Origin of the sequence: Verrucosispora sp. NA02020 (assembly GCF_013364215.1) — a bacterium.
In the GTDB taxonomy this organism is placed as follows: Bacteria; Actinomycetota; Actinomycetes; order Mycobacteriales; family Micromonosporaceae; genus Micromonospora.
In genome coordinates, this window is record NZ_CP054923.1 from 6,596,920 (window position 1) to 6,622,704 (window position 25,785).

Consider the following 25,785-nt stretch of genomic DNA (forward strand, 5'->3'; position numbering starts at 1 on the left):
CCTCCGACCGGCTCGGGCAAGATCTGTTAGGTAACCGAACAGATCGGGAGGTCGGGGTGCGGGCCGCAGACCAGCACGAGCGCGGTACGGCCACCGGGCCGCGCCGCTGGCTCGCCGACACGGCAGGTGGACTGCCCGCCACCTTCTGGTACCTCTGGGCCGGGCTGCTGATCAACCGAGCCGGCGCGTTCGCGATGCTCTTCCTGTCGCTCTACCTGACCGCCGCCCGAGGAGCCAGCGCGTCGCTGGCCGGGGTGGTGGTCGGGGCGTACGGGGCCGGTGGGGCGATCGGGGTACTGCTCGGCGGGGTGCTGGCCGACCGCTGGGGCCGCCGGTCGACCCTGGTGGCCGCGCACCTGGTCACCGCCGGGCTGATGGTCGCGTTGGCACTGAGCCAGCACCTCGCGGTCATCGCGGCGCTCGCCCTGCTGGTCGGCGTGACGCACTCGATGCCCAGCCCGGCGTTCGTCGCGGCGATCGTCGACGTGGTGCCGGAACACCGCCGCTCGCGCGCCTTCAACCTCCAGTTCTGGGCGTTCAACCTGGGCATGGCGGTGGCCTCGCTGCTGGCCGGACTGCTGGCCGAGGCGAGCTACGTCGCGCTCTTCCTGGTGGACGCCGCCGCCACGCTGGCCACCGCGCTGCTGATCGCGTGGAAGGTCCCGGAGACGATGCCCGCCAGGTCCACACCACCGGCGGGTACGGCACCACCGCCGCCGACCTCCGTCCGGCGACGTACCCGCCGCCCCGGGCTGCACACCGCGCTCACCGACCGGCACTTCCTGGTCTTCGTCGGGCTGACCTTCGTGCTGGCGGTCCTGACCATGCAGGCGTCGACGATCATGCCGCTGGCGATGCGCGCGGACGGGCTCGGCCCCTCCGCGTACGGCTCGGTGGTGGCTCTCGGCGGGGTGCTGATCGTGCTGGGGCAACTCTTCGTACCCCGGCTCATCGACCGGCACCGCAAGGGCACCGTCCTCGCCGCCTCCACGGCGTTGCTGGCGGTCGGCTTCGGGGCGTTGGCGTTCGCCGACCGCCTCGCCTTCTACCTGGGCGCCTGCGTGGTCTGGACGGTCGGCTCCATGCTCGCCGCGCCGCCGAACGCGCAGATCAACGCCGACCTGGCCCCACCGGCGCTGCGGGCCCGCTACCAGTCGGTGTTCTACCTGGCCTTCCCGGCGGCGTCGTTCGTGGCGCCGACGCTCGGCGGCTTCAGCCTCCAGCAGTGGGGCGACGGGCACTGGCTGATCGTCGGCGCGCTGGGGCTGGCGGCGGCCGGCGGCCACCTGCTCGCCGGACCGGCCCGGGACCGCCGGGTGGCCGCGCTACGGCGGGCCCCGGCCGAGCCGGTCGGCACCTCGGTCGCCGCCGCATCCTGAGACACGGCCGGCCCCGAGAACGCGTGGTGCCCGGTACGCGGGGCGTACCGGGCACTCGCGTCGTACGACCGGCGGCGGCGGGCGGCACTCACCCCCGTAAGCGACGCCCGCTCACGCCGCCGGTCCAAACAGGTGGGGCACCGTCCCCCAACGGTGTTGATCCACCCGTCCCCCGACACCCCACTCGGTGCACGGACCTGATCGATCCGCCGCTCCCCCGAACGTTTCCGAGCGTGGCGCGGTGTAATAAAGCTAGTTCGGCCAGCGGGGGCGATTCAACTCGAACGGCTGTCTCGCCCGTCACAACGCGCAGTTGGAGTCCCCTGAGCTGCGTGTTTGCCCCTGCTTGGCGCCAACAGCGGGTACCCGACCGAGATTCCCGCAAACCTCAGCCGTCCTCCCGATCGGGTGACTCCGTCCGGAAGAAGTTGCTCGGTCGACCGTCCCGCAGCTGCTCCTGGAAGATCAGGTTCAGCCTCCGCAGATCGAAGGTGCGGAACCACTCCTCCCAGGTAATCTCGCGGATCCGGCTGCTCTCCCGGTAACCCGGGATGTTGAACGTCAGCACCCCGGCCCGACCGTCCCGCTCGGTACCGTTGATGGTCGCCGGCTTCGCACCGCGCGCCTGGGCCCACCGCCGGATCACGTCGTGGTCGGTGGTGACCAGGCTGCGACCGGGACGCTCCGGCCGGTCCTGGAGCGAGGAGATAACCTGCGACGACCGGACCGACCGCGCGGTCGACCCACCGGTACGCACCGCCCCGCCCCGCGACGACGTGGCCTTCGCCGCCCCGGTGCGGCCCGACGTGGCCTTCCGGGCCGTGCTCGTGCGGGCCGCACCGGTCGTGTTCCGGCCCGGACCCGCCGTCGTCTTCCGGGCCGCCGTCGTCTTCCGGGCCGCTGTCGTCTTCCGGGCCGCTGTCGTCCTGCCGGCCGTCGTCGCCTTGGCGGCGGTGGCCGTCTTCCGGGCCGTCGTCGCCTTGGCGGCTGCCGTCGCCCTGCTGGCTGCCGTCGCCTTCCGGGTCGACGTCGCCTTGCTGGCCGATGGCGCCTTGCTGGCCGATGGCGCCTTGCGGGCGGTGGTCGCCTTGCGGGCCGACGTCGTCTTGCGGCCTGTCGTCGCCTTGCTGGCCGATGTCGTCTTGCGGGCGGTGGTCGTCTTTCGCGCCGGGCCCGACGTGGTCCTGCGGGCCGTCGTGGTCGTCCGGGCCGTGGTCGCCTTCCGGGCCGGAATCGCCTTCCGGGCGGTCGTCGCCTTGCGGGCCGTGGCCGCCTTCCGGGCGGGCGTGGCCTTGCGGGCCGGAGTCGACCTGCGGGCGGTGGTCGCCTTGCCGGCCACGGTGCTGGTCTTGCGGGCCGAGGTGGTGCTCCGGGCCGCGCTGGTGCTCTTCCGGGCGGTGGCCGCCTTGCGGGTCGTTGCGGTCGTCGCCTTCCGGGCCGACGCTGCGCGCTTAGCCGGTGCCGCCTTCGCCCGGCCCGGAGCGATGCGGGACGACGTGGTCTGCCGCGTACCGGACGCCTTCGTCGCCTTGGCCCGACCGGCCGGACCACTGCTGCGACGGGCGGCACCACCGGACCGCAGGGTCTTCGCCAGCGCCTTCACCAGCTCCGGCTTGCGCAACGCGGAGATGCCCGAGACGCCGTACCGCCGCAACTGGCCCCGGATGTCCTCCGCCCGCATCTGCGAGATATCCGACTCCGACATCCGTCCGCTGCTGCTGCTCCGTCGGGTGGTGCTGGTCGCGGTCCCGCCGCGACCCGAGCTGCTTCGCTGAGCCATGGACGCTCACGCTCCTCGACACTTGGTCTCGGCGCGGCGGGTCCCGAACGCCGCACCGCGCGGTGCGGCGGCTTACCCGTCAGGAGCGCTCCGAATCCCCGAACGTGCCGAACGGCTCGTCCCGCTGCGGAGACGTCTTGCCCCGCGACGCCAACGGCTCGTCGTACGGAGCAGGCTCGTCGTGCGGAACAGGCTCGGCCTGCGGAGACGGCTCGGCCTGCGGAGACGGCTCGACGAGGTGCGCGAAGGCGGCGAGGTTCGCGGTGGATTCGCCCCGCTTGACCCGCCACTCCCACTCCCGCCGGATCGAACTGCCAAAGCCGATCTCCAGCATCGTGTCGAAGGACTCGTCGGCGTAGGTAAGTACCGCGCCGAGCAGCCGGTCGAGTTCGTCGGCGTCGACACCGGCGGGGTTGACCCGACCGGTCAGGTAGACGTCGCCGACCGCGTCGACGGAGAACGACACCCCGTACATCCGGGCGTTGCGCTGCAACAGCCACGCCCACAGTTCCTCGCGCCGCTCGTCCGGCTGGCGCATCACGAACGCCTCGATCCGCAGTGCGTGCTCGCCGACGATCAGGTTGCAGATCGTCTTGAGCTTGTGCGTACCGGGCAGGGTCACCACGTACGACCCCGGGCCGGTGGACTCCCAGTCCAACTCCCGCTCGGCGCAGACCGACTCGATCAGGGCCCCAAGGTCACTCATCGGATCAACTCTACGGCCGGCACTGTCCGTACGCCGTGCTGCCGAGGTGTTAGGAAGGGACCCCTGCTATGCACGAGGCGTTAGTAGGGGGCCCTTCCTTACACGCAGCCCTTACACGCAGCCCTTTCGCGCAGCCCTTCGCGCAGCCGTTACGCGCAGCCCGCTACCAGGCGCGGGACGCGGTCAGCTCGGCGGTGAGGCGGGCACGGTGGGCAGCCATCGCCTCGCCGTAGACCGTCAGCAGGCTGGCGGCGGTGCGGTGCCAGGAGAAGTCGCGAGCGTGTCGAGCCGCCGCCACGGACAGCTCGGCCCGGCGGGCCCGGTCCGGCAGCAGGCGGCCGAGCGTACGCGCCCAGTCGACGGGGTCGTGCCCACGGACCAGTACGCCGCTGACCTGATCGCGTACGGCGGTCACCAGACCGCCCACGGCGGCGGCCACCACCGGCGTACCGCAGGCCTGGGCCTCCAGCGCGACCAGCCCGAAACTCTCGTTGTACGACGGCACCGCGACCAGATCGGCTGCCTGGTAGAGCAGGGGCAGGTCGGCGCCGGTGCGCGGCGGCAGGAAGTGCACCCGGTCGGCGACACCGAGCGTGGCGGCCAGTTCGATCAGCGCGGTGGGCCGGTCCAGTCCGCTGCCGCTGGGGCCGCCGCAGATCACCACCGCCACCTCCTGCGCCAGGACCGGGTCCCGGTCACGTAGCGCTGCGATCGCGCGGATCAGCACGTCCGGGGCCTTGAGTGGCTGGATCCGGCCGACGAAGGCGACCAGGTGGCCCTGGACGGGCAGGCCGAGCCGGGTACGGGCGGCGACGGTGGCGCCCTCCCGGTCGCCGGAGAGCGGCCGGAACCGGTCGAGGTCCACGCCGGGTTCGACGACCGCGACCCGGGTCGGGTCGGCGTCGTACCTGTCGATCAGGTCCCGGGCCTCGACCTCGGTGTTGGCCACCAGCCGGTCGGACTCGGCTACCACCTGTTCCTCGCCGATCACCCGGGCCTTGGGTTCCGGCCGGTCCCCGGCGGCGAGCCGCGCGTTCTTCACCTTGGCCAGGGTGTGCGCGGTGTGCACCAGCGGTACGCCCCAGCGCTCCTTGGCCAGCCAGCCGACCTGGCCGGAGAGCCAGTAGTGGGAATGGATCAGGTCGTAGTGGCCCGGTGGGCGGGCCGCCTCGGCACGCAGCACTCCGGCGGTGAAGGCGCAGAGCTGGCCGGGCAGTTCCTCCTTGGTCAGTCCTTCGAGCGGACCGGCCATCACGTGCCGTACCTGCACGCCCGGGGCGACTTCCACCACCGGGGGCAGGTCGCCGGAGGTGGCGCGGGTGAAGATCTCCACCGCCACGTCCGCCTCGGCGAGCCGCCGGGCGACCTCCAGGATGTAGACGTTCATGCCGCCCGCGTCGCCGGTACCCGGCTGGTGCAGGGGTGAGGTGTGCACCGAGAGCGTCGCGATCCGCCGGGGGCGGGGCCACGGCAGGGCACCGCGCTGACGTCCTACACCGGTGTGCATTTCCGCCACGTCCGCTCCCTTTGCCACGGTTGATGCCGTCGCGCACGACCGGCGCTCCTGCGTCAACCTCCACGCCGGATGTCATCTTCCCGATCGGCGGCCGGAAATACGCCGTCCAGGTGCCCCGGCGTGACCGACCTCATCACCGGGGTGCCGCTTCCGGCGACCACAGGAGAGGCGAGAATGGCCGGATGAGTCGTGTCGCCGTCGTCACCGGAGCCGCCAGCGGGGTCGGCGCGGCCACCGCCCGTCGACCGGCTCACGAGGGCCGCCACCTCCTCGTCGCACCGGCAGCGCGGCCCAGGGTCCACCGGGCGAGCTGAGCCGGTTCGCACGATGGCGACGCGGGCATCCCGGCCGCTCGGTGTGGTGACCCGGGGCACCACGAATCCCAACCGGCTGCGCCGGGTGGACAACTGGATGGTGGAGAACTGCGCGGACGCGCTGCGGGCCGCGCCGGACCCGCTGGTGGTCGACCTCGGGTACGGTGCCACGCCGGTGACGGCGGTGGAGCTGCGCGCCCGGCTGGCCGCGCGGGTCCGTACCGACGTGCGGGTGGTCGGGCTGGAGATCGATCCGGTACGCGTCGACGCCGCCCAGCCCGCCGCCGACCCGCCCGGACTCACCTTCGCCCGGGGCGGCTTCGAGCTGGCCGGGCTCCGGCCCACCGTGGTCCGCGCCTTCAACGTGCTGCGGCAGTACGACGAGAGCGAGGTGGCCGCCGCCTGGGCCACCGTGCTCGCCGGGCTGGCCCCGGGCGGCCTGCTGGTGGAGGGCACCTGCGACGAGCCGGGCCGACTCGGCAGCTGGATCCTGCTCGACTCCACCGGCCCTCGTACGCTGACCCTGGCCGCCCGGCCGACCACCCTGGAGAGTCCGGCCGAGTTGGCCGAACGGCTGCCCAAGGCGCTGATCCACCGGAACGTGCCAGGCGAGCCGATCCACGACCTGATCCGGGCTCTCGACGACGCCTGGCGGGCTGCCGCCGGCTACGCCCCCTTCGGCCCGCGCCAACGTTGGCTGCGCGCGGTCTCCACGGTCCGCACCCAGGGCTGGCCCGTGCTGCGCCGCCCCCGCGAGTGGCGTCAGGGCCAGCTGACGATCCCCTGGCCCGCCGTCGCCCCGCGAGGCCGCGGGCAGGGACGCGTGTAAGGAGGGGTCCCCTACTAACGCCTCGTGTATAGGAAGGGTCCCTTCCTTACATCTCGGCCGCACCCACCGACGACCGCGCGGCGCGGCGGGCGGGTGCGGGTGCGGGTGCGGGGTCAGATGGTGCAGTTGACGAGGACGGGTTCGGGGTGGAGCGTCACGGCGAAGCGGGCCTCGACCGTGTCGCGGATCTCGCGGGCCAGCGTGATCAGGGCGTCGGTGCTGGCGGTGCCGGACTGGTTGGTCAGCGCCAGGGTGTGCTTGCTGGAGATGGCGACGCCCTCGGGGCCGGGGTGGCCCTTGCCGAAGCCCGCCTTGTCGATCAGCCAGGCCGCACTGATCTTGACCCGGTCCCCGGCGCCCGGCCAGGCCGGTGGCTCACCGATGTCGGCGGCCCGCTGCCGCAGCAGTTCGTAGCCGGCGGTGTCCAGCACCGGGTTGGTGAAGAACGAGCCGACCGAGCGGGTGTCCGGGTCGGTCGGGTCCAGCACCATGCCCTTGCCGGCGCGCAGCCGCAGCACGGTGGCGCGTGCCTGGGCCGCCGGCACCCGGTCGCCGACCGAGACACCGAGCGTCCGGGCCAGTTCCGCGTAGCGCACCGGGCCGGACAGCGGCGAGCGGGTCAGTCGGAAGTCGACCGAGAGCACCACCAGCCGTTGGCTGTACTTGAAGACGCTGGCCCGGTACGCGAAGCCACAGTCCACGGTGGGGACGGTCGTCATCTCTCCGGTGACGCGATCGTAGACCTGTACGCCGACGATGGTGTCCGCGACCTCCTGCCCGTACGCTCCGACGTTCTGGATCGGGGTCGCTCCGGTCGAGCCGGGGATGCCGGAGAGGCACTCCAACCCGGACCAGCCGTTGGCCACGGTCGCGGCGACCAGGTCGTCCCACGGCTCGCCGGCCTCGACGCGTACGGTGACGTTCGCCTCGTCTTCGGCGAGCACGCGCAGTCCCCGGGACCGGACGAGGACCACGGTGCCGGGGAAGCCGGCATCGCCGACCACCACGTTGCTACCGCCCGCGAGCAGGAGAACGTCGTCCTGCGCCTCGCGTACCCGGGCGACGATCTCGTCCTCGGTGGTGGCGGTGACGATCCGGCGAGCCGGGCCACCCAAGCGTAATGTCGTGTATTGCGCCAGATCGCCGGTGCTGGCGGGTTCAGTGGCGACTGTCGGCTGGGCGTAGGCGTCGAACACGCCTTTCACCCTAGGCTGGTGGGTAGCCGCGGCACCCATTGGTGGCCGGGTCACCCCCGGGAGGATGGCGATGAGCAGATTGCAGGGCAGCAAGGACTTCTGGATCGGCGCGCTTCGGACGGAGGGGCCGGCGTTCGCCGCTGCGGTGGCCGAGGCCCCGCCTGAGACACCCGTGCTCTCCTGCCCCGGCTGGACGGTCGCCGACCTGGCCCTGCATCTCGCCGGCGTCTACCGCTGGGCGCACGCGATCGTGGGTTCGGGCGGGACGACCGCACCGGAGCGCCGGGCACAGCCGGTCGAGCCGGTGCCGGGTGTGACCGCGGCGGCGCAGTGGCAGCAGGCGTACGACGAGCTGATGACCCTCTTCGACGCCCTCGACCCCGAGGCTCCGGCGTGGAACTGGGCACCGCAGCCGAAGAAGGCGGGCTTCTGGCCGCGTCGGATGGCCCACGAGACCGCGGTGCACCGCTGGGACGCCCAGCTCGCCATCGCCGCCGGCGAACCGGTCGAGGCCAAGCTCGCGGCCGACGGGGTGAGTGAGGTGCTGGACACCTGGCTGCCGGCGGGTCGGCGGGCGGCGACCGGGGAGTGGCGCGGCGTGGTGCGGTTGAGCGCGAGCGACGCCGCCCAGGAGTGGTATCTGCGGCTGCGTGGCGAGGGGGTGGCCCTGCTCGACACCGGCACCATCCTCGACCACGACGACCACCATGCCCGGGTACACGTCAACGCCACCGCGAGCGACCTGCTGCTGGCGCTCTGGGGACGGGTCAGCTTCGACACCCTGACCGTGGCGGGCGACCGCGCCCTGCTGGAGGGGATCCGCGCCGCCTGAGCCCCACCGCACCGACACGCCACGGGCGGCCCTTCCGATCGGGAGGGCCGCCCGTGGCCATTCTGTGACCTCGCCGAGAGAGCGCTCTCTTGACATCGATCGAGGGCGGACCGCAAGCTTCGTGAGAGCGCTCTCTGGACTTATTCCACCACCACCCCGACCTGAGAGGGGTCACCAGACCATGGGCACCTTCCCGCGCCACCGCCTCGCTGCGGTCGCCCTGGCCGCCGTCGGCGCGTTGCTCGTCACCAGCGGCTGCGGTGGCGGCGACGACGCCGAGGACGGCACGACAACCCTCACCGTCGACGTCTTCGGACAGTTCGGCTACGAGGAGCTGTACAAGCAGTACATGGACGCCAACCCCGGCGTGAAGATCGTCGAGCGGGGCACCGGCGGCAACCTCGACGAGTACTCGCCGAAGCTGACCCAGTGGCTCGCGGCGGGCAAGGGCGCCGGTGACGTGGTCGCCATCGAAGAGGGTCTGATGGTCGAGTACAAGGCCAACCCGGACAACTTCGTCAACCTCCTCGACCACGGTGCCGCCGACCTCAAGGGCAACTTCCTGGAGTGGAAGTGGAACCAGGGGCTCACCGCCGACGGCCAGAAGCTGATCGGCCTCGGCACCGACGTCGGCGGCATGGCCATGTGCTACCGCACCGACCTGTTCGACAAGGCCGGGCTGCCGACCGACCGCGAAGAGGTCTCGAAGCTCTGGCCGACCTGGCAGGAGTACATCGCCACCGGTGAGAAGTTCAAGGCGGCGAACACCGGTGCCGCGTTCCTGGACGCGGCGACCAACACGTTCAACACGATCGTGCTCCAGACCGCCGGCAACGCGCAGGGCTACCACTACTACGACACCAGCGACAACCTCGTGGTGGACAGCAACCCGGCGGTGAAGCAGGCCTGGGACACCACCATGGCGATCATCAACGCCGGGTTGTCCGGCAAGTACGGCTCCTGGTCCGACGAGTGGGTCTCCGCCTTCAAGCAGTCCAAGTTCGCCACCATCGCCTGCCCCGCCTGGATGACCGGGGTGATCGAGGGCAACGCCGGGCCGGAGGCCAACGGCAAGTGGGACATCGCCCGGGTGCCCGGTGACGGCGGCAACTGGGGCGGCTCGCACCTCGCCGTGCCGCGCCAGAGCAAGAACCAGGAAGAGGCGATCAAGCTGGTCAAGTTCCTGACCAGCGCCGAGGGCCACATCGGCGCCTTCAAGGCCAAGGGCCCGCTGCCGTCGTCGCCACAGGCGCTGGAGGACTCGGCCATCACCGAGGCCACCAACGCGTACTTCTCCGGCGCGCCGGTCGGCCGGATCTTCGGCGAGGGCGCCAAGACCCTCAAGCCGGTCTACATGGGCCCGAAGAACCAGGCCGTACGCACCGAGGTCGAGAACGCCGTGCGCACCGTCGAGCTGGGACAGCGCAACCCCGAGCAGGGGTGGCAGGACGCGATCGCCAACGCCAAGAAGGCCGCCGCCAAGTAGCCGGCCCGACGGTCCCCACCCCGTCGCCGATCCACCGGACCCGACGCGTCCACGTCGACGCGACGGCGAACCTGGATCGGCGCGGGGCGGGGGCGTGGAAAGGAGTCACGGGTCATGGCGTTGCAGCTCGACGCGCACCCGCCGGCCACCCCGGCACCGCGGAAAACCCGCCCGCCCCGGTCCGGCCGGCTGAGCCGGATCGACGCGAAGTACTCGCCCTACCTCTACATCGCCCCGTTCTTCGTGATCTTCGCGATCTTCGGGGCGTGGCCCCTGGCGTACACCTTCTGGGTCTCGCTGCACGACTGGGACCTGCTCGGCACCGATCCCACCTTCATCGGCGCGGACAACTACACCCAGCTGCTGGTCGACAGCGACTTCTGGCACTCGGTGGTGAACACGCTCGGCATCTTCGTGATCAGCACCGTGCCGCAGCTGCTCCTGGCGCTCTGGCTGGCCAACCTGCTCAACCGGCACCTGCGCTTCCGGACCGGGTGGCGGATGGCGGTGCTGGTCCCCAACGTCACCTCCACGGCCGCCGTGGCGATCGTCTTCGGGGTGCTGTTCGGTCGCGAGTTCGGCATGGTCAACTGGATGCTCGACCTGGTGGGCCTCGACCCGATCGGGTGGAAGTCCGACCGGTTCGCCTCCTGGGTGGCCATCTCCGCCATGGTCGACTGGCGCTGGACCGGCTACAACGCGCTGATCTTCCTGGCCGCCATGCAGGCCATCCCCCGCGACCTGTATGAGGCGGCGGCGATCGACGGCGCGAACCGGGCCCGCCAGTTCTGGGCCGTCACCGTGCCGCTGCTCAAGCCCACGATCATCTTCTGCGTCATCATCTCCACCATCGGCGGGCTCCAACTCTTCACCGAGCCACGGCTGTTCCACTCCGGCACCAACGCGATCCGGGGCGGCCCGATGCGCGAGTCGCAGACGCTGACCATGTACATGTTCGAGAACGCGTTCGCGCCCTACTACAACTTCGGCTACGGCTCTGCGGTGGCGTGGCTGCTTTTCGCCCTGATCGCCATCGTCGCGGCGATCAACGTACTGATCATCCGCCGGCTCGGGGCCGGTGCCCGCCCGAAAATCGGCGGGCGGAAGGGAGGCCCGCAATGAGCGAGCGCAGCGAGCGAATCATTCGGTGCAGCGCGTTGGGGCCTCGTCGGGACGCCGAGCGAAGCGAGGTGGCGCGATGAGCGAGCGCAGCGAGCGAATCATTCGGTGCAGCGCGTCGGTAGCTCGTCGCGACGCCGAGCGAAGCGAGGTGGCGCGATGAGCCGGCTCTGGCGGGCCAGCCCGCTCACGTACTGCGCGCTGATCGCCGCCACCGTGATGTCGCTCTTCCCGATCTACTGGATGTTCGTGGTCGCCAGCCGCAGCAGCGACGCGATGGGGCAGTTGCCGCCACCGATGACGCCCGGCGGCAACCTCGGCGCCAACATCGCCCGGCTCTTCGACAACACCGATGCCTACTTCCTGACCGGTCTGATCAACTCCGCGATCGTGGCGACCACGGTCACCGTCTCGGTGGTGTTCTTCTGCAGCCTGGCCGGGTTCGCCTTCGCCAAGCTGCGGTTCCGGGGCCGCAACGCGATGCTGATGGTCATCATCGCCACCATGATGGTGCCCACCCAGCTCGGCGTCATTCCGCTGTACATCCTGATGACGAAGCTGAACCTGAACGACCGGCTGCCCGCCGTGATCCTGCCCGCCCTGGTCACCGGTTTCGGCGTGTTCATGATGCGTCAGTACGCCGGTCAGGCGGTCAGCACCGAGCTGATCGAGGCGGCCCGGGTGGACGGATGCGGCACCGCCCGGATCTACTGGAACGTGGTGGTACCGGCACTGCGGCCGGCCGCCGCCGTGCTCGGCCTGCTCACCTTCATGACCACGTGGAACGATTTCCTCTGGCCGTACGCGGTGCTCAACGACCCGGAGAATCCCACCGTGCAGTTGTCGCTGCGGGCCCTGTCCGACGGCTACTACCAGGACATGTCCCAGGTGTTCACCGGTACGGCCATCGCCACGCTGCCGTTGCTGCTGGTGTTCGTCCTGTTCGGCCGCCAGATCATCGGCGGAATCATGGAAGGTGCGGTGAAGGCGTGAGCGAGCGTCAGCGAGCGAGCCATCAACACAGGGTGGCTCAGGCAGGCACGCAGCGAAGCGGAGTGCCGGCATGAGCGAGCGTCAGCGAGCGAACCATCAACACAGGGTGGCTCAGGCAGGCACGCAGCGAAGCGGAGTGCCGGCATGAGCGAGCGTCAGCGAGCGAACCATCAACACAGGGCCGTGCCTCGTGGCGGCACGCAGCGAAGCGGAGTGCCGGCATGAGCGAGTTGAGTTTTCCGGACAATTTCCTGTGGGGTGCGGCCACGGCGGCGTACCAGATCGAGGGGGCGGCCCGCGACGACGGGCGCGGCGACTCGATCTGGGACACGTTCAGCCGTACGCCGGGCAAGGTCCACGCCGGGCACACCGGTGACGTCGCCTGCGACCACTACCACCGGTACGCCGACGACGTGGCGATGATGGCCGAGCTGGGCCTCCAGGCGTACCGCTTCTCGGTGTCCTGGCCCCGCATCCAGCCCGACGGCAGCGGGCCGGTCAACCCGCGCGGCCTGGACTTCTACGACCGGCTGACCGATGCGCTGCTCGGTCGGGGCATCGACCCGATCGTCACCCTGTACCACTGGGACCTGCCGCAGACGTTGCAGGACCGGGGCGGCTGGACGGACCGGGACACCGCCGAGCACTTCGCCACCTACGCCAGTGCCGTGCACACCCGGCTCGGCGACCGGATCGACACCTGGACGACGCTCAACGAGCCGTGGTGCTCCGCCTACCTCGGGTACGGCAACGGGGTGCACGCGCCCGGGGTGCAGGACGCCGGGGCGGCCTTCTCCGCCGTACACCATCTGCTGCTCGCGCACGGCCTGGCCGCCCAGGCGCTGCGGACCGGCGGGGCGGCCCGGGTCGGCATCACGCTCAACCCCGCCGACGTGCAGCCCGCCGACGCGGACAGCGCGGCCGACGCCGCCGCCGTACGCCTGGTCGACGGCCTGCACAACCGGATCTTCCTCGATCCACTGCTGGTCGGCGGGTACCCGGACGACGTCCGTGAGCACGTGGCACGGCTGGTCGAGCCGACCTTCGTCCGGGACGGCGACGAGAAGATCATCGCGGCGCCGATCGACCTGCTCGGCATCAACTACTACTCGCCCACGTACGTGGCGGGCCGTCCGGACGGCGGCGGGGGCGGCGGCGCGTACCCGGGCACCGAGGGCGCGGTGGAGTTCCTACCGGCGGTCGGTCCGCTGACCGACATGGGGTGGATGATCGAGCCCGCCGGGTTGACCCGGCTGCTGACGCGGATCGCCGCAGACTACCCCGGTGTGCCGTTGCTGATCACCGAGAACGGTGCGGCTTTTCCGGACAAGAACGCCGACCCGACGAGCCCGCTCCAGGACTCCGACCGCGTCGCCTATCTCGACGGCCACCTGCGTGCCGCGCACGAGGCCATCGCCCGGGGCGTCGACCTGCGGGGCTATCTCGTATGGTCATTGCTGGACAACTTCGAGTGGGCCGAGGGGTACCGGAAGCGGTTCGGCATCGTGCACGTCGACTACCTCACCCAGCGGCGTACACCGAAGGCGAGTGCCCGGTGGTACCAGGAGGTGATCTCCCGGAACGGGCTGTGACGAGATGGTGGTTTCTCCTATGACGGGGGCGCAGCGGCCCACTCTGGAAGCGGTGGCACGACGGGCCGGGGTGTCCCGGGCCACCGTCTCCCGGGTGGTCAACGGCTCGACCACGGTCGCCGAGCCGATCCAGGAGGCGGTCCGCCAGGCGGTGGCCGAGTTGGGGTACGTGCCGAACCTGGCCGCCCGCACCCTCGTCACCCAACGCACCGACTCGATCGCCCTGGTCATGCCGGAGGAGGCCACCCGGGTCTTCTCCGACGACCAGGTGTTCCCCGGCATCATCCGGGGCGCCGCGCAGGAGTTGGAGGCCGCCGACAAGCAGCTCGTGCTGATGCTGGCCGGCTCACCGGCCGGTCACGAGCGGGTGGAGCGGTACACCACCGGTCGGCACGTCGACGGGGTGCTGTTCGCCTCCCTGCACGGTGCCGACCCGCTCCCGGCCAAGCTGGCCGCGCTCGGCATCCCGGTGGTGTGCAGCGGCCGGCCCCTCGACGGGGCGGACATCCCGTACGTCGACGTCGACCAGGTGGCCGGCGTGACCCGCGCGGTACGGCACCTGATCGACGGGGGCCGCCGCCGGATCGCCACCATCGCCGGCCCACAGGACATGGTCGCCGGGATCGAGCGGTTGACCGGATACCGGGAGACCGTGGCCGCCGCCGGACTGACGGAGATGGTGGCCGTCGGTGACTTCACCCGCGAGTCCGGGGCGGCGGCGATGCGGCAACTGCTCGACGCCCACCCCGACCTGGACGCCGTCTTCGCCGCGTCGGACCTGATGGCACACGCCGCCATGCGTACGCTCCGCGAGACGGGACGGCGGGTGCCGGACGACGTGGCGGTGATCGGCTTCGACGACATCGAGACCGCCGCCTACACCGATCCGCCGCTGACCACCGTGCGGCAGCCGATAGTCGAGCTGGGCCGGCAGGGCACCCGCCTGCTGCTGCGCCTGGCCGCCGGGGAGGACGTCGAGCCGGCGCTGATCCTCCCCACCGAGCTGATCATCCGCGAGTCCGCCTGACGGCTTCGTGCTTCGCGCTCTTGGTGCAAGGAAGGGCACCTTATTAACGCCTCGTGTATAGAAAGGGTCCCTTCCTAACATCGAAACCAGGTGGCAAGCAGCTCGCCGGACTGGCTAGCCTGCCGCGCATGTCCAGTTCCATCCGATTGCTGCCCGTACCCGCTCTCAGCGCCGCCCCCTACGCCTACCTGACCACCGTGGAACCCTCCACCCGGCTGGTCTACACCGCAGGAGCCTGCCCGCTGGACGCCGACGGGAACACCGTCGCCCCCGGTGACTACGCGGCCCAGGCCCGGCAGGTCATGGCCAACCTGGAGACCGCCCTGCGCGCCGCCGGTGCCACCCTCGCCGACGTGGTCAAGAGCACCGTCTACGTGGCGTCGTCCCAGCAGGCCGACCTGGTCGCGACGTGGGAGGTGGTACGCGACGCCTTCGGCGACCACGACGCACCGAGCACGCTGCTCGGCGTGGCGGTGCTCGGCTACGACGACCAGCTCGTCGAGGTCGAGGCGATCGCCGCCGTGCCGGCCGGCTGACCTCGCAGCCGGCAGACGTCGTAGCCGGTGACCGTCTCCGGCCTACGCCCAGGAACCGGTTCGTGCGCTGCTCCGCCGCACCCGGCTGGCGCCCACCCTGAACGCCGCCTGTTGCCGCACCCCGGCTCTCCCCGGGTATGCGAAGGCGGGGCGACCACGAAGGTGGGGAGATTTATTGTCGTTCCAGCGACAACAGATCTACCCACCTCGGGGTTCAATCGATTCGTGCGGATGCCCCGAGACGACGCCGACCCGTTGCAGTGGCTGCTGTTCGAGCAGTCGGGGATCCTCACCTGGGCGCAGGCCACGGCCGCGCTGAGCCCTGCCAAGGTGCGCCACCTGCTGGCGTCCGGGCGATGGGGTCGGGTGTGCCGGGGCATCCTGCGGGCGGAGCCGCCCGGTGGGCCGTACCCGGTGACGCAGGCATGGTGGGTGGCGGTGCTCGCGGCCGGGGAGGGCGCGATCCTCGCCGGGTTGGCAGCAGCGACAGCCGGCGGGCTGCGCGGCACCTATCGCTACGACATCGTCGACGTGCTGATCCCGCACGATCGGCAGCGCGCCGACCTGCTGCGCCGGCTTCCGCTGGGCCTGCCTGCGGTCCGGGTACGCCGTGCTCGACACCTGCCCGACACCGACCGCCAGCGGGGCCGCCCCGACCGTACGTCGATGGCACGATCCCTGGTCGACGCGGCGCAGTGGGTGCGTACCGACGACGAGGCGCAACTGATCCTCGCGGCCGGCTGCCAACAGCGGCGGGTGACCTCGGCGGAGATCGGGGCGGTGTTGGACCGGATGCCCCAGGCCCGCCGGGGCGCGCTGATCCGGGAGACGCTGCACGACATCGCGGGCGGCGCGGAGGCGCTCTCCGAGATCGACCTGACCCGGCTGTGCCGTCGCCACGGGCTGCCGCCGCCGCAGGGACAACATCGGCGGCGGGACACCGACGGGCGGGTGCGCTATCTGGACGCCTACTGGCCGCGCTGGCGGCTGCATGTGGAGATCGACGGCGGGCACCACATGGACGTCCGACACTGGGCTGCTGACCTGCGCCGACAGAACCGGATCTGGATCGAGGGCGACCGCATCCTCCGCTTCACCGCCTTCGACGTCCGACACCGCCCGGCCGAGGTGGTGGCCCAGCTCCGCGCGGCCCTGGAGGCCGCCGGCTGGCAGGGCTGAGGGTGTGGGTACGGCCGAAGTCCGATCGGCGAAGCCTGAGGTGTTAGGAAGGGTCCCTTCCTAACACCTCAATGGGCTAAGGATCAGGGCCGTCAAGTCGCATCCAGCTCTCTGGGTCCACCGATTGGCAAGCCCCACGTCGCGGGCACCGCCCGGCCGCAGCCCGACATCGAGGCTGACGGGTGAGGTGGGGAGAGTTGTTGTCGCTGGAACGACAACAACTCTCCCCACCTCCCGCGATAACCCGAGGCGGAGCCGGCGGTGGACCCGCTAGCCTCCGCCGGATGCCTGAAGCACCGTTCCTCATCCGCCCGGCCCGCCCCGACGACGCCCCGGCGGTGGTCGCGCTGCGGAGACTCGTGTTCCCCTTCCTGCTGCGGGGCGTCGCGTCCACCCGGCAACTGATCGCCACACCGCCCCCGGGTCTGCACTGGACCGGCTTCGTGGCCGAGGTCGACGGGCAGATCGTGGGCTGGGTGTGCGCGTCCCGCAACGAGCACACGGCCGAGGCGGTCGGCGAGGTGTCACTGCTGCACGTACACCCTGACCAGCGGCGGCGCGGGATCGGCAGGGCGCTGCTGGCCGAGGCGGAGAGGCACCTCGCCCCGCTCGGTCTGACTAGGCTGCACGGGCGTGCGCTGCCGGAGGCGCTGCCGTTCGCCCGCCGGCACCATTTCACGCCGAGCCGCCAGGAGCACTTCTCGGCCCTGGACCTGCACACGTTGCCGCCCTTGCCGACGCCTCCCGACGGCGTCCGGCTGGTCCCGCTGGCGGACGTCGACCCGCGCCACGTGCACCGGGTGGACGTGCTGGCCAGTGCCGACGAGCCGGGCGACGTCGTGTCCGGCGCGATCGGCTACGCCGACTGGCTCGCCACGACCTGGGACAACGTCGGCCTGGACCGGGAGGCCAGCGCCGGGGCCGAGGTCGACGGCGAGCTGGCCGCGATCAGCCTGGTGAAGCGGGACGGTACGCGGATGTGGTCGGATTACACCGGCACGGTGCCGCAGCACCGGGGACGTGGACTGGCCCGGCTGGTCAAGTTGGCTGCGCTGCACCGCGCGGCGCAGGACGGGGTCACCACCGCGTACACCGGGAACGATGCGGCGAACGCGCCGATGTTGGCGGTCAACACCCGGCTCGGTTATCGGCAGGTCGCCACCCAGTGGTCCTGCGTACGGGAGCTGTGAACAGTGGCCGAGCCGGATGCGGGGCGGACGGCTCCGGCGCAAATCGGTGGAAGCGTCGGGGACAGCACGCCTACGCTGGCCGGATTCCAGAGGACGTTCCGAGTGAGGTGCATTGATGACGGTCCGAGCAGCGGCGACCGGCTCCGGTCGACCGCCCTTCCCAGGCGCCCTGACCTCATCGAACCCGAGGAGCAATTCCCGTGGACCTGCCACGTATCTTCACCATTCGCGAGAGTAACCATCGCATTCACAACCCGTTCACTCCCGGCAAGCTAGCCGCCCTGGGGCAGGCGCTGCGCCTCGCCCCCGGCACCCGCGTGCTCGACCTCGCCAGCGGTTCGGGCGAGATGCTGTGCACCTGGGCCCGCGACCATCGGATCACCGGGACCGGGGTGGACATCAGCACGGTATTCACCAGGCAGGCCCGTGCCCGCGCCACTGAACTCGGCGTCGCCGACCGGGTCTCCTTCGTGCACGACGACGCCTCCGGGTACGTCGCGGACGAGCCGGTCGACCTGGTGGCCTGCGTCGGCGCCACGTGGATCGGTGGCGGCGTCACCGGCACCGTCGAGTTGCTGGGCAACAGTCTCCGCCCCGGCGGTCTGATGCTCGTCGGCGAGCCGTACTGGCGTCGGGAGGTGCCGGACCAGGAGACCGCCAGAGCGTGTCTGGCGCAGGACGTGGAGGACTTCCTGCTGCTGCCGGAGCTGGTCCAACGGTTCGGCGACCTCGGGTACGACGTCGTGGAGATGGTGCTCGCCGACCAGGACAGCTGGGACCGTTACCAGGCGGCACAGTGGCTCAACCTTCGCCGCTGGCTCGACGACAACCCCGATGACGAGCTGACCGCCACGGTACGGGCGGAGCTCACCACCGAGCCTGTCCGCTACACGCGGTACCAGCGTGAGTACCTGGGCTGGGGGGTCTTCGCACTGATGGCCCGGTGAGGCGGATCCGCAACGGTCGAGAAGGGGCGGGGCGGCATGGCCGTCCCGCCCCTGCCGGCAGGCGTCAGCCGGTCGCCTGGACGCGCTCGGCGACAGCCAACGTGTCCGCACCGAACAGCACCAGTCGGGCCTCGGTGATCGTCGTCGGGCTGGCCGCGCGCAGCACCGAGAGTGCCTGGCGGACCGCGTCGTCGACCGGCCAGCCGTAGATCCCGGCGGAGATCAGCGGGAAGGCGACGGTGGTCGCGCCCAGGTCGTCGGCGACCGCCAGGCTGTTGGCGTAGCAGGCGCGCAGCAGCGGCGAGCGGTCCTCGGTGTCCGTCCACACCGGGCCGACGGTGTGCACCACCCAGCGGGCCGGCAGGTCACCGGCGGTGGTGGCCACGGCCTGCCCGGTCGGCAGGCCCCGGCCGTACCGGGACGCGCGCAACGCACGGCACTCGGCGAGGATGGCCGGTCCGCCCCGGCGGTGGATTGCGCCGTCGACTCCCCCGCCGCCGAGCAGCGACGAGTTGGCGGCGTTGACGATCGCGTCCACCCGCTCGGCGGTGATGTCCCCCTCGACCAGCGTGACGTCCACCGTCACGCCTCCGTGATGGGTTGGCCGAGCGAGCGGCGGGCCAGCAGGGCCGCACCGGCGACCGCCGCCGGCATCAGCAGGACGGCACCGAGCGGGATCAGGAAGCAGACGAAGACGGCCACGCCGAAGCCGAGCGCGGTGGGGCGGTCCGCCTTCAGCACGGCCCGACGGTCCCGCAGCCCCTTGCCCCGACGATAGAAGGGCGCGCCGACCAGCTCCACGGCGAGCAGCCAGCCGCCGACCGCCGCGCCGACCACAGGTACGACGGTCTGGCCGAGCAGCGGGATGAACCCGGCGGCGAACAGCGGGATGCCGACCAGGACGGCCAGCGCCACCAGCCGGAGCGAGTCGGCGACGCTGCGCCGCAGCGACGACCAGAACGGCACCTCGACCGCGTCGGGGGTGCCGCCGTACCGCTGCTCCACCCGCTCGGAGATCTTCTCGTAGAACGGGTCGCCGATGACCAGCGTGACCGCCGTGAAGGTGAGCACCGTGAGCAGGCCGCCGAGGCCGAGGATCGCCAGGCCGGCGATCACCCGGACCGCGTTGCGTCCGGTCGTCGCCCAGTCGTCGGCGAACGGCGTCACGAATCGGGCCAGGTCGCCGACGAAGTACACCAGCGTGGCGTACACGGCGAGGAAGATCGTCCCGGAGATCAGCGCGGGCACGATGCCGAGCAGCATCAGGCCGGGGCTGCGGACGTACAGGGCGAGACCGCGCAGCAGCAGCGTGGCGCCGCCGACGAACCGGCGGGCGCTGCCCACGGCGGCGCCGGGGATCGCGGATGCGTTCACGTCGCAGAGCCTAGTCACCGCCGCCACATCAACCAGTTGACGGATCGCCGGGATCAACCGGGGCCGTCGCCGAGCATCGCCCGTTGGTCGATCCGCCGCCGGGCCGCCGCCACGACGCTTGAGGGGTACGCGAACACGGCGGCGGGAGGCGGCATGTCGGTCATCGAGGTGACCAGTCTGCACAAGCGGTACGGCGAGACGGTGGCGGTGGCGGACGTCTCCTTCACCGTGGCGGCCGGGGAGATCTTCGGCGTACTCGGGCCGAACGGCGCCGGCAAGAGCACCACGGTGGAGTGCGTCGCCGGGCTGCGCGTCCCTGACGGGGGCGGGGTGTCGGTCCTCGGGCTCGACCCCCGCCGGGACGGGGCCCGGCTGCGCCAGCAGGTCGGGGTGCAACTCCAGGAGAGCCAACTGCCGGACCGGTTGCGGGTCACGGAGGCGCTGGAGTTGTACGCGGCGTTCTACCGCGAGCCGGACGACCCGGCCCGGCTGATCGACGAACTCGGCCTCGGCGAGAAGCGGCACACCCCGTACGCGAAGCTCTCCGGCGGGCAGAAGCAGCGGCTGTCGATCGCGCTGGCCCTGGTCGGCAGGCCCCGGATCGCCATCCTCGACGAGCTGACCACCGGCCTGGACCCGCAGGCGCGGCGGGACACCTGGGGCCTGATCGAGCGGGTACGCGACCGGGGCGTGACGATCGTGCTGGTCACCCATTTCATGGCGGAGGCCGAACGGCTCTGCGACCGGGTGGCGGTGATCGACCGGGGCCGGGTGGCGGCGCTGGACACGCCGGCCGGGCTGGTCGCGACGGTGGCACCGGAGCAGCGGGTACGGTTCCGGCCCTCGGCGCCGCTGGACGACCGGCTGCTCACCGACCTCCCGCAGGTCAGCGCCGTGACGCGGACCGGCACGCAGGTGGTGGTCAGCGGCACCGGCGACCTGCTGCACGCGGTCACCTCGATACTCGCCCGCCACCGGATCACCGCCGCCGACCTGCGGCTGGAGCAGGCGACGCTCGACGACGCGTTCGTCGAGCTGACCGGGCACCGGCTCACCGACTGAAGGGACGACCATGCATGCCTTCGGCCAGATCCTCAGGACCGAGACCAGGCTCTATCTGCGGGACCTCCCGACTCTCCTGCTCACCGTCCTGCTGCCCACCGGGATCCTGACGGTGCTCGGGCTGGTCCCGTCGTTCCGCGAACCGGACCCGAACCTCGGTGGGCAGTCCTTCCTCACGTACTTCACTCCGTCGCTGCTGGTCGCCTCGGTGGCGATGGTCGGGGTGAACGTACTCCCGTCGGTGCTGGCCACCTATCGCGAGCGCGGCATCCTGCGGCGGTTGGCGACCACCCCGGCCAGCCCGGCGGCGCTGCTGGTCGCCCAGCTCGTCCTCGCCCTCGCCGGGATCCTGACCAGCGCGGTGCTGCTCGCCCTGGTCGCCCGGTTCGCGTTCGGTTCACCGTTGCCGCAGCATCCGGTGGGGTTCGCCGCCGCCCTGGTCCTGGGTACGGCGGCCCTGCTGGCGTTGGGCCTGGTGATCGCGGCGGTGGCCGGCTCCGGCCGGTCGGCGCAGGCGATGTCGGTGCCGCTGTTCATGGTGGTGATGTTCTTCGGCGGGGTCTACCTGCCCCGCTTCCTGCTGCCCGACGTGCTGGCCGACCTCGGTGCCTATCTGCCGCCCGGCGTGCAGGCCCTGCTGGACGCCTGGACCGGCACCGCACCGGACCCGCTGCACCTGGGGATAATGGCGACGATCGCCCTGACGGCCGGCACCGTCGCGGCGAAACTGTTCCGCTGGCAGTGAGCGGGGGCCGGATGACCAGCAGCAGCGAGACCGGGCATCGGCCGGAGGTCTGGCAGGAGCGGCTCTACCGGATGCTGCCCTTCGGCGGGCTCGCCGTGGGCACCCTGCTGACCGTTCTCGCACCGACCCCGCACAGTCTCCCGCTCACGATCATCCTGCCCGTCGTCACAGCCGCCGCCTGCTGGATCGCCTGGTTCGTCACCCTGCACCCGCACTGGTACGAGCGACGCGGCCCGATGACCTTCTTCTACGTGGGGCTGCTGGGGTTCGCCACCACGCTGGTGATCGCCAGCCCGTGGTACGGCTTCTTCGCCTGGGTCGGCTTCGTGTACGCGTTCGTCCTGCCGGGCCGCTGGCCGATGGCCGGGGTGGTCGTCACCGCCGCGCTGCTCGGCACGTCGCAGAGCGGCGGGCTGCCGGTGCTCGCCTCGCACTGGTTGGTCTGGCTGGTGATGGTGCTGTTCAACCTGGTGGTCGCCGGGGGCGTGAGCTGGTTCGCCTTCGTGGCCGAACGGGAGGGCGAGAAGCGCAAGCGGCTGGTGGCGGAGCTGACCTCGGCCAACGAACAGCTCGCCGAGACCGTACGGGAGAACGAGGGGCTGCACGCGCAGCTCGTCACGCAGGCGCGGGAGGCCGGTGTGCGGGACGAACGCCAGCGGATGGCCCGGGAGATCCACGACACCCTGGCCCAGGGGCTGACCGGCATCATCACCCAGTTGGAGGCGGCCGAGCAGTCCCGGGACCGCTCCACCGACTGGCAGCGGCACGTGGACAACGCGCTGGACCTGGCACGGGAGAGTCTGACCGAGGCGCGCCGGTCGGTGCGGGCGGTGCGCCCGGAGCCGCTGGAGACCGCCCGGCTGCCCGACGTACTCGCCGAGCTGGGTGGGCGCTGGTCGGCCCGGCACGGGGTGGCGGCCAGCGTCAGCACCACCGGTACGCCCCGCCCGCTGCATCCGGAGATCGAGGTGACGCTGCTCCGGGCCGCCCAGGAGGCGCTGGCGAACGTGGCCCGGCACGCCGCCGCGTCCCGGGTCGGGCTCACCCTGTCGTACATGTCGGACGTAGTGACGTTGGACGTCCGCGACGACGGGTCGGGGTTCGACGTCGACGGTGGCGCCGTACCGGACCGGGACGGCGGCTACGGCCTGACCGCGATGCGGCAACGGGTGACGCGGGTCGGCGGGCGGCTCGCCGTCGAGTCCGAACCCGGAACCGGCACCGCTGTCTCCGCGTCCGTGCCGGCTCTGCCCGGAGCCGCCGCATGACCGGCCCGGTACGCCTGCTCATCGTCGACGACCACCCGGTGGTGCGGGACGGGCTGCGGGGCATGTTCACCGGCGACCCCGGCTTCGAGGTGCTCGGCGAGGCGGCGGACGGCGCCGAGGCGCTCGCCCTGGCCGAGGCGCTGCGGCCGGACGTGGTGCTGATGGACCTGCGGATGCCGGGCATGGACGGGGTGACCGCGATCAGGCGGCTGGCCGCCTCCGGAAGCCCGGCGAAGGTGCTGGTGCTGACCACCTACGACACCGACGCCGACGTGCTGCCGGCGATCGAGGCGGGTGCCACCGGCTACCTGCTCAAGGACGCACCCCGGGAGGAACTGGTCCGGGCGGTACGCGCCGCCGCCCGGGGCGAGTCGGTGCTCTCCCCCAGCGTCGCCGGACGGTTGATGGGGCGGCTGCGGTCGCCGCGTACCCCGGCCGAGGAGCCGCTGAGCCAGCGGGAACTCGACGTACTCACGCTGGTGGCCCGAGGTTCGTCGAACCGCGAGGCCGCCGCCCGGCTGTTCATCAGCGAGGCCACCGTCAAGACGCACCTGCTGCACGTGTACGCCAAGCTCGGCGTCAACGACCGGGCGGCGGCGGTGGCCACCGCGTACGACCGGGGCCTGCTCACCCCCGGCGGGCGGTGACCGGTGCGCGCCGCCCGCCTGATCTCGTTGCTGCTGTTGTTGCAGGCCCGGGAGGTGATGACGGCGGCGGAGCTGGCCCGTGAGCTGGAGGTATCCGAACGCACCGTCTACCGGGACGTGGTGGCGCTCTCCGCCGCCGGGGTGCCGGTCTATGCCGACCGGGGGCCGACGGGCGGCTACCGGCTGCTCGGCGGCTACCGGACCCGGTTGACCGGGATGACCCGGGACGAGGCTGAGGCCCTCTTCCTGGCCGGACTGCCCGGCCCGGCCGGTGAGATGGGACTCGCCGACGCGGTGGCGGCGGCGGAACTCAAGGTGCTCGCCGCGCTGCCACCGAGCCTGCGCGACGCCCCGGCCCGCACCGGACAGCGGTTCCACCTGGACGTGCCGGGCTGGTACCACCACCGGACCGCACCGCCGACGTGGCTGACCGAGCTGGCCGGAGCGGTCTGGCGGGACCGTGTGGTGACGCTGCGCTACCGGCGTGGGGAGCACGAGGTGACCCGCCGGATCTGCCCGTACGGCCTCGTGCTCAAGAGCGGGACCTGGTATCTCGTCGGCCGGGTCGGTGCGGACGTCCGCACCTACCGGGTGGACCGGGTCACCGCCGTCGCGGCGGACGAGGAGACCTTCGACCGGGAACCGGACTTCGACCTGGCGGCGTACTGGCAGCGCCAGGCGGCGGCGTTCCTGCGGAGCATGCTGCGGGCCGAGGTGACGCTCCGGCTGAGCCCGGTCGGTCTGCGCGTGCTCCGGCACCTGGTCGACGCCCCCTTCGGGTACGACGAGGCGGTCGCCGCCGCCGACGGACCCGACGACCAGGGCTGGTCGACGATCCGGCTGCCCGTCGAGTCCGTCGACGTGGCCTACGCCCAACTGCTCGGGCTCGGGCCGGAGGTGGAGGTCTGCGACCCGCCCGAGTTGCGGGCCCGACTGGCCGAGGCGGCGGCCCGGACGGTCGCCCTCTACGCCACAGGCCGTCAGTCGCCCACCGATGGAGACAGCGGGCCGTGAGCCGCCGACCGGCGCGCACGGCCGGTCGGCGGTGGACGGTCAGCGGTAGCCGGTGACGTCGGCGGGACGGCCGGCGTCGACCACCTCGCTGATGTATCGGAAGGCGTCCGGCTGGCTGCCGTCGACGTCGGTGAAGCCGTACACCTGGGCCAGCTCACCGGCGGAGACGGACCGGCCGTTCCAGCGGTGCCGGTCGGAGTCGGTGGCGAGTGCGGCGACCGCCCGGCCGACGAAGGCGGGTGTCTCGGAGATGAGGAAGTGCGGGTCGGTGGCGGCACCGTCGCGCCAGTTCTCCTCGGTGACGCCGAAGTGCTCCAGCATCGCCTCCGACCGCAGCCACCCCGGGCTGAGCGCGACGGCCGTGCCGCCGTACTCCTTCAGCTCGTGCGCCCAGATGAAGGCGAGCCGGTTGACCGAGGTCTTGGCCAGGTCGTAGAAGACCGACAACCGGTAGTTGTCGTCGTTGTACGCCTTCGTGCCGTCGCCGATCTCCACGACCAGCCCACCCGGGCTGCGGGTCAGCAGCGCCAACGCGAAGTGGCTGGTGACCACGTGGGTCTCCACCGCCAGCCGCAGCGTCCGGAAACCGGCGTCGAGCGGCTGCTCCCAGACCGGCTTCTCCCAGGTGATCAGCGGGTCGGCGCCCCACACGTCGTTGACCAGCACGTCGAGTCGGCCCTGCTCGGCGTCGATCCGCTCGACCAGGGCCCGCACCTCGTCCGGTACCAGATGATCGGTCCGGACCGCGATCCCGGTGCCCCCGGCGGCGGTCACCAGCTCGGCGGTCTCCTCGATGGTCTCCGGCCGGTTCAGCTCGGAGCGCGCCGCCCGGCTGCTGCGCCCGGTGGCGTACACGGTGGCGCCGGCCGCGCCGAGTTGCACCGCGATCTGCCGGCCGGCTCCCCGGGTGGCCCCGGCGACCAGCGCCACCTTTCCCGTCAACGATGTCGTCATGACGGTCACGTTGCCAGGGATACCTGACAACCGACGTCAGCTTTGCCGACCACATCCCGCCGGTTCTTCGCGACGAGCCGGACCTGGCGGTGCCGCCGTC

Annotated in this window: 24 protein-coding genes and 1 pseudogene; 17 read left to right on the forward strand and 8 right to left on the reverse strand. The window is 71.8% G+C overall.

What is annotated here, in order from left to right; genetic code table 11:
* Positions 1-56 precede the first annotated feature (56 nt).
* Complete coding sequence (locus HUT12_RS29480) at positions 57-1,379, forward strand: MFS transporter (protein WP_176095331.1); 1,323 nt, start codon at positions 57-59, stop codon at positions 1,377-1,379.
* 388 nt (positions 1,380-1,767) lie between these two features.
* Here HUT12_RS29480 and HUT12_RS33405 read toward each other — a convergent pair whose 3' ends face one another.
* From HUT12_RS33405 to mshA, 4 genes and pseudogenes are all read right to left on the reverse strand, one after another.
* Entirely contained in the window at positions 1,768-2,865 is a 1,098-nt protein-coding gene (locus tag HUT12_RS33405) for a hypothetical protein (protein WP_176096029.1), read from the reverse strand.
* 24 nt (positions 2,866-2,889) lie between these two features.
* Positions 2,890-3,159 (reverse strand): annotated as a pseudogene (locus HUT12_RS33040) (hypothetical protein); the annotation flags it as partial.
* 79 nt (positions 3,160-3,238) lie between these two features.
* Complete coding sequence (locus HUT12_RS29490) at positions 3,239-3,865, reverse strand: YbjN domain-containing protein (RefSeq protein ID WP_254876991.1); 627 nt, start codon at positions 3,863-3,865, stop codon at positions 3,239-3,241.
* 163 nt (positions 3,866-4,028) lie between these two features.
* Positions 4,029-5,381, reverse strand: coding sequence for a D-inositol-3-phosphate glycosyltransferase (gene mshA, locus HUT12_RS29495; RefSeq protein WP_176095332.1), 1,353 nt, complete (start codon positions 5,379-5,381; stop codon positions 4,029-4,031).
* A 327-nt stretch (positions 5,382-5,708) separates the two neighbouring features.
* Here mshA and HUT12_RS29500 point away from each other — a divergent pair, with 327 nt between their 5' ends.
* On the forward strand, positions 5,709-6,524 hold the full coding sequence (locus tag HUT12_RS29500) for a class I SAM-dependent methyltransferase (RefSeq protein WP_176095333.1): 816 nt from the start codon (positions 5,709-5,711) through the stop codon (positions 6,522-6,524).
* A gap of 113 nt (positions 6,525-6,637) precedes the next feature.
* Here the strand turns inward: HUT12_RS29500 and HUT12_RS29505 are convergent, their stop codons facing one another.
* The gene (locus HUT12_RS29505) at positions 6,638-7,720 is read right to left on the reverse strand and encodes a UDP-N-acetylmuramate dehydrogenase (protein ID WP_303393506.1); all 1,083 of its coding nucleotides are present in this window, start codon (positions 7,718-7,720) and stop codon (positions 6,638-6,640) included.
* 70 nt (positions 7,721-7,790) lie between these two features.
* Between HUT12_RS29505 and HUT12_RS29510 the strand changes: the two genes are divergently transcribed.
* The 10 genes from HUT12_RS29510 (at position 7,791) to HUT12_RS29555 (ending at position 18,621) form a co-directional block, all read left to right on the forward strand.
* The gene (locus HUT12_RS29510) at positions 7,791-8,552 is read left to right on the forward strand and encodes a maleylpyruvate isomerase family mycothiol-dependent enzyme (RefSeq protein ID WP_131051543.1); all 762 of its coding nucleotides are present in this window, start codon (positions 7,791-7,793) and stop codon (positions 8,550-8,552) included.
* A 181-nt stretch (positions 8,553-8,733) separates the two neighbouring features.
* Positions 8,734-10,038, forward strand: coding sequence for an ABC transporter substrate-binding protein (locus HUT12_RS29515; protein WP_131051542.1), 1,305 nt, complete (start codon positions 8,734-8,736; stop codon positions 10,036-10,038).
* Positions 10,039-10,152: 114 nt separating this feature from the next.
* Positions 10,153-11,160: a carbohydrate ABC transporter permease gene (locus HUT12_RS29520; protein WP_131051541.1), complete on the forward strand. Its 1,008-nt coding sequence runs from the start codon at positions 10,153-10,155 to the stop codon at positions 11,158-11,160.
* 156 nt (positions 11,161-11,316) lie between these two features.
* Positions 11,317-12,150, forward strand: coding sequence for a carbohydrate ABC transporter permease (locus HUT12_RS29525; RefSeq protein WP_131051540.1), 834 nt, complete (start codon positions 11,317-11,319; stop codon positions 12,148-12,150).
* A 221-nt stretch (positions 12,151-12,371) separates the two neighbouring features.
* Complete coding sequence (locus tag HUT12_RS29530; RefSeq protein WP_131051539.1) at positions 12,372-13,742, forward strand: GH1 family beta-glucosidase; 1,371 nt, start codon at positions 12,372-12,374, stop codon at positions 13,740-13,742.
* Between the two features lie 19 nt (positions 13,743-13,761).
* Entirely contained in the window at positions 13,762-14,769 is a 1,008-nt protein-coding gene (locus HUT12_RS29535) for a LacI family DNA-binding transcriptional regulator (RefSeq protein WP_131051538.1), read from the forward strand.
* A gap of 128 nt (positions 14,770-14,897) precedes the next feature.
* A complete protein-coding gene (locus tag HUT12_RS29540; RefSeq protein ID WP_176095334.1) occupies positions 14,898-15,305 on the forward strand; it encodes a RidA family protein in 408 nt (135 codons plus the stop codon).
* Between the two features lie 231 nt (positions 15,306-15,536).
* Entirely contained in the window at positions 15,537-16,484 is a 948-nt protein-coding gene (locus tag HUT12_RS29545; RefSeq protein WP_176096031.1) for an endonuclease domain-containing protein, read from the forward strand.
* Positions 16,485-16,768: 284 nt separating this feature from the next.
* Positions 16,769-17,674, forward strand: coding sequence for a GNAT family N-acetyltransferase (locus HUT12_RS29550; protein WP_176095335.1), 906 nt, complete (start codon positions 16,769-16,771; stop codon positions 17,672-17,674).
* A 200-nt stretch (positions 17,675-17,874) separates the two neighbouring features.
* Positions 17,875-18,621 carry a cyclopropane-fatty-acyl-phospholipid synthase family protein gene (locus HUT12_RS29555; protein WP_176095336.1) on the forward strand — a complete coding sequence of 249 codons (747 nt, stop codon included), beginning with the start codon at positions 17,875-17,877 and terminating at the stop codon, positions 18,619-18,621.
* 64 nt (positions 18,622-18,685) lie between these two features.
* Here HUT12_RS29555 and HUT12_RS29560 read toward each other — a convergent pair whose 3' ends face one another.
* Positions 18,686-19,201 (reverse strand): O-acetyl-ADP-ribose deacetylase, encoded by a 516-nt coding sequence (locus tag HUT12_RS29560; protein WP_131051546.1) that lies wholly within the window; start codon positions 19,199-19,201, stop codon positions 18,686-18,688.
* Between the two features lie 2 nt (positions 19,202-19,203).
* Positions 19,204-19,995, reverse strand: a complete 792-nt coding sequence (locus HUT12_RS29565) for an EI24 domain-containing protein (RefSeq protein WP_176095337.1) — start codon at positions 19,993-19,995, stop codon at positions 19,204-19,206.
* 153 nt (positions 19,996-20,148) lie between these two features.
* Here HUT12_RS29565 and HUT12_RS29570 point away from each other — a divergent pair, with 153 nt between their 5' ends.
* The 5 genes from HUT12_RS29570 to HUT12_RS29590 are packed head-to-tail and all read left to right on the forward strand — an operon-like array spanning position 20,149 to position 24,731.
* Positions 20,149-21,057, forward strand: coding sequence for an ABC transporter ATP-binding protein (locus HUT12_RS29570; RefSeq protein WP_176095338.1), 909 nt, complete (start codon positions 20,149-20,151; stop codon positions 21,055-21,057).
* A 10-nt stretch (positions 21,058-21,067) separates the two neighbouring features.
* Positions 21,068-21,802 carry an ABC transporter permease gene (locus HUT12_RS29575; protein WP_176095339.1) on the forward strand — a complete coding sequence of 245 codons (735 nt, stop codon included), beginning with the start codon at positions 21,068-21,070 and terminating at the stop codon, positions 21,800-21,802.
* An 11-nt stretch (positions 21,803-21,813) separates the two neighbouring features.
* Positions 21,814-23,070: a sensor histidine kinase gene (locus tag HUT12_RS29580; protein WP_176095340.1), complete on the forward strand. Its 1,257-nt coding sequence runs from the start codon at positions 21,814-21,816 to the stop codon at positions 23,068-23,070.
* On the forward strand, positions 23,067-23,717 hold the full coding sequence (locus HUT12_RS29585) for a response regulator transcription factor (protein ID WP_176095341.1): 651 nt from the start codon (positions 23,067-23,069) through the stop codon (positions 23,715-23,717). Before HUT12_RS29580 ends, HUT12_RS29585 begins: the two co-directional genes overlap by 4 nt.
* A 3-nt stretch (positions 23,718-23,720) precedes the next feature.
* A complete protein-coding gene (locus HUT12_RS29590) occupies positions 23,721-24,731 on the forward strand; it encodes a YafY family protein (RefSeq protein WP_176095342.1) in 1,011 nt (336 codons plus the stop codon).
* Positions 24,732-24,770: 39 nt separating this feature from the next.
* Here the strand turns inward: HUT12_RS29590 and HUT12_RS29595 are convergent, their stop codons facing one another.
* Complete coding sequence (locus tag HUT12_RS29595) at positions 24,771-25,685, reverse strand: SDR family oxidoreductase (protein ID WP_176095343.1); 915 nt, start codon at positions 25,683-25,685, stop codon at positions 24,771-24,773.
* Between the last annotated feature and the right edge of the window lie 100 nt (positions 25,686-25,785).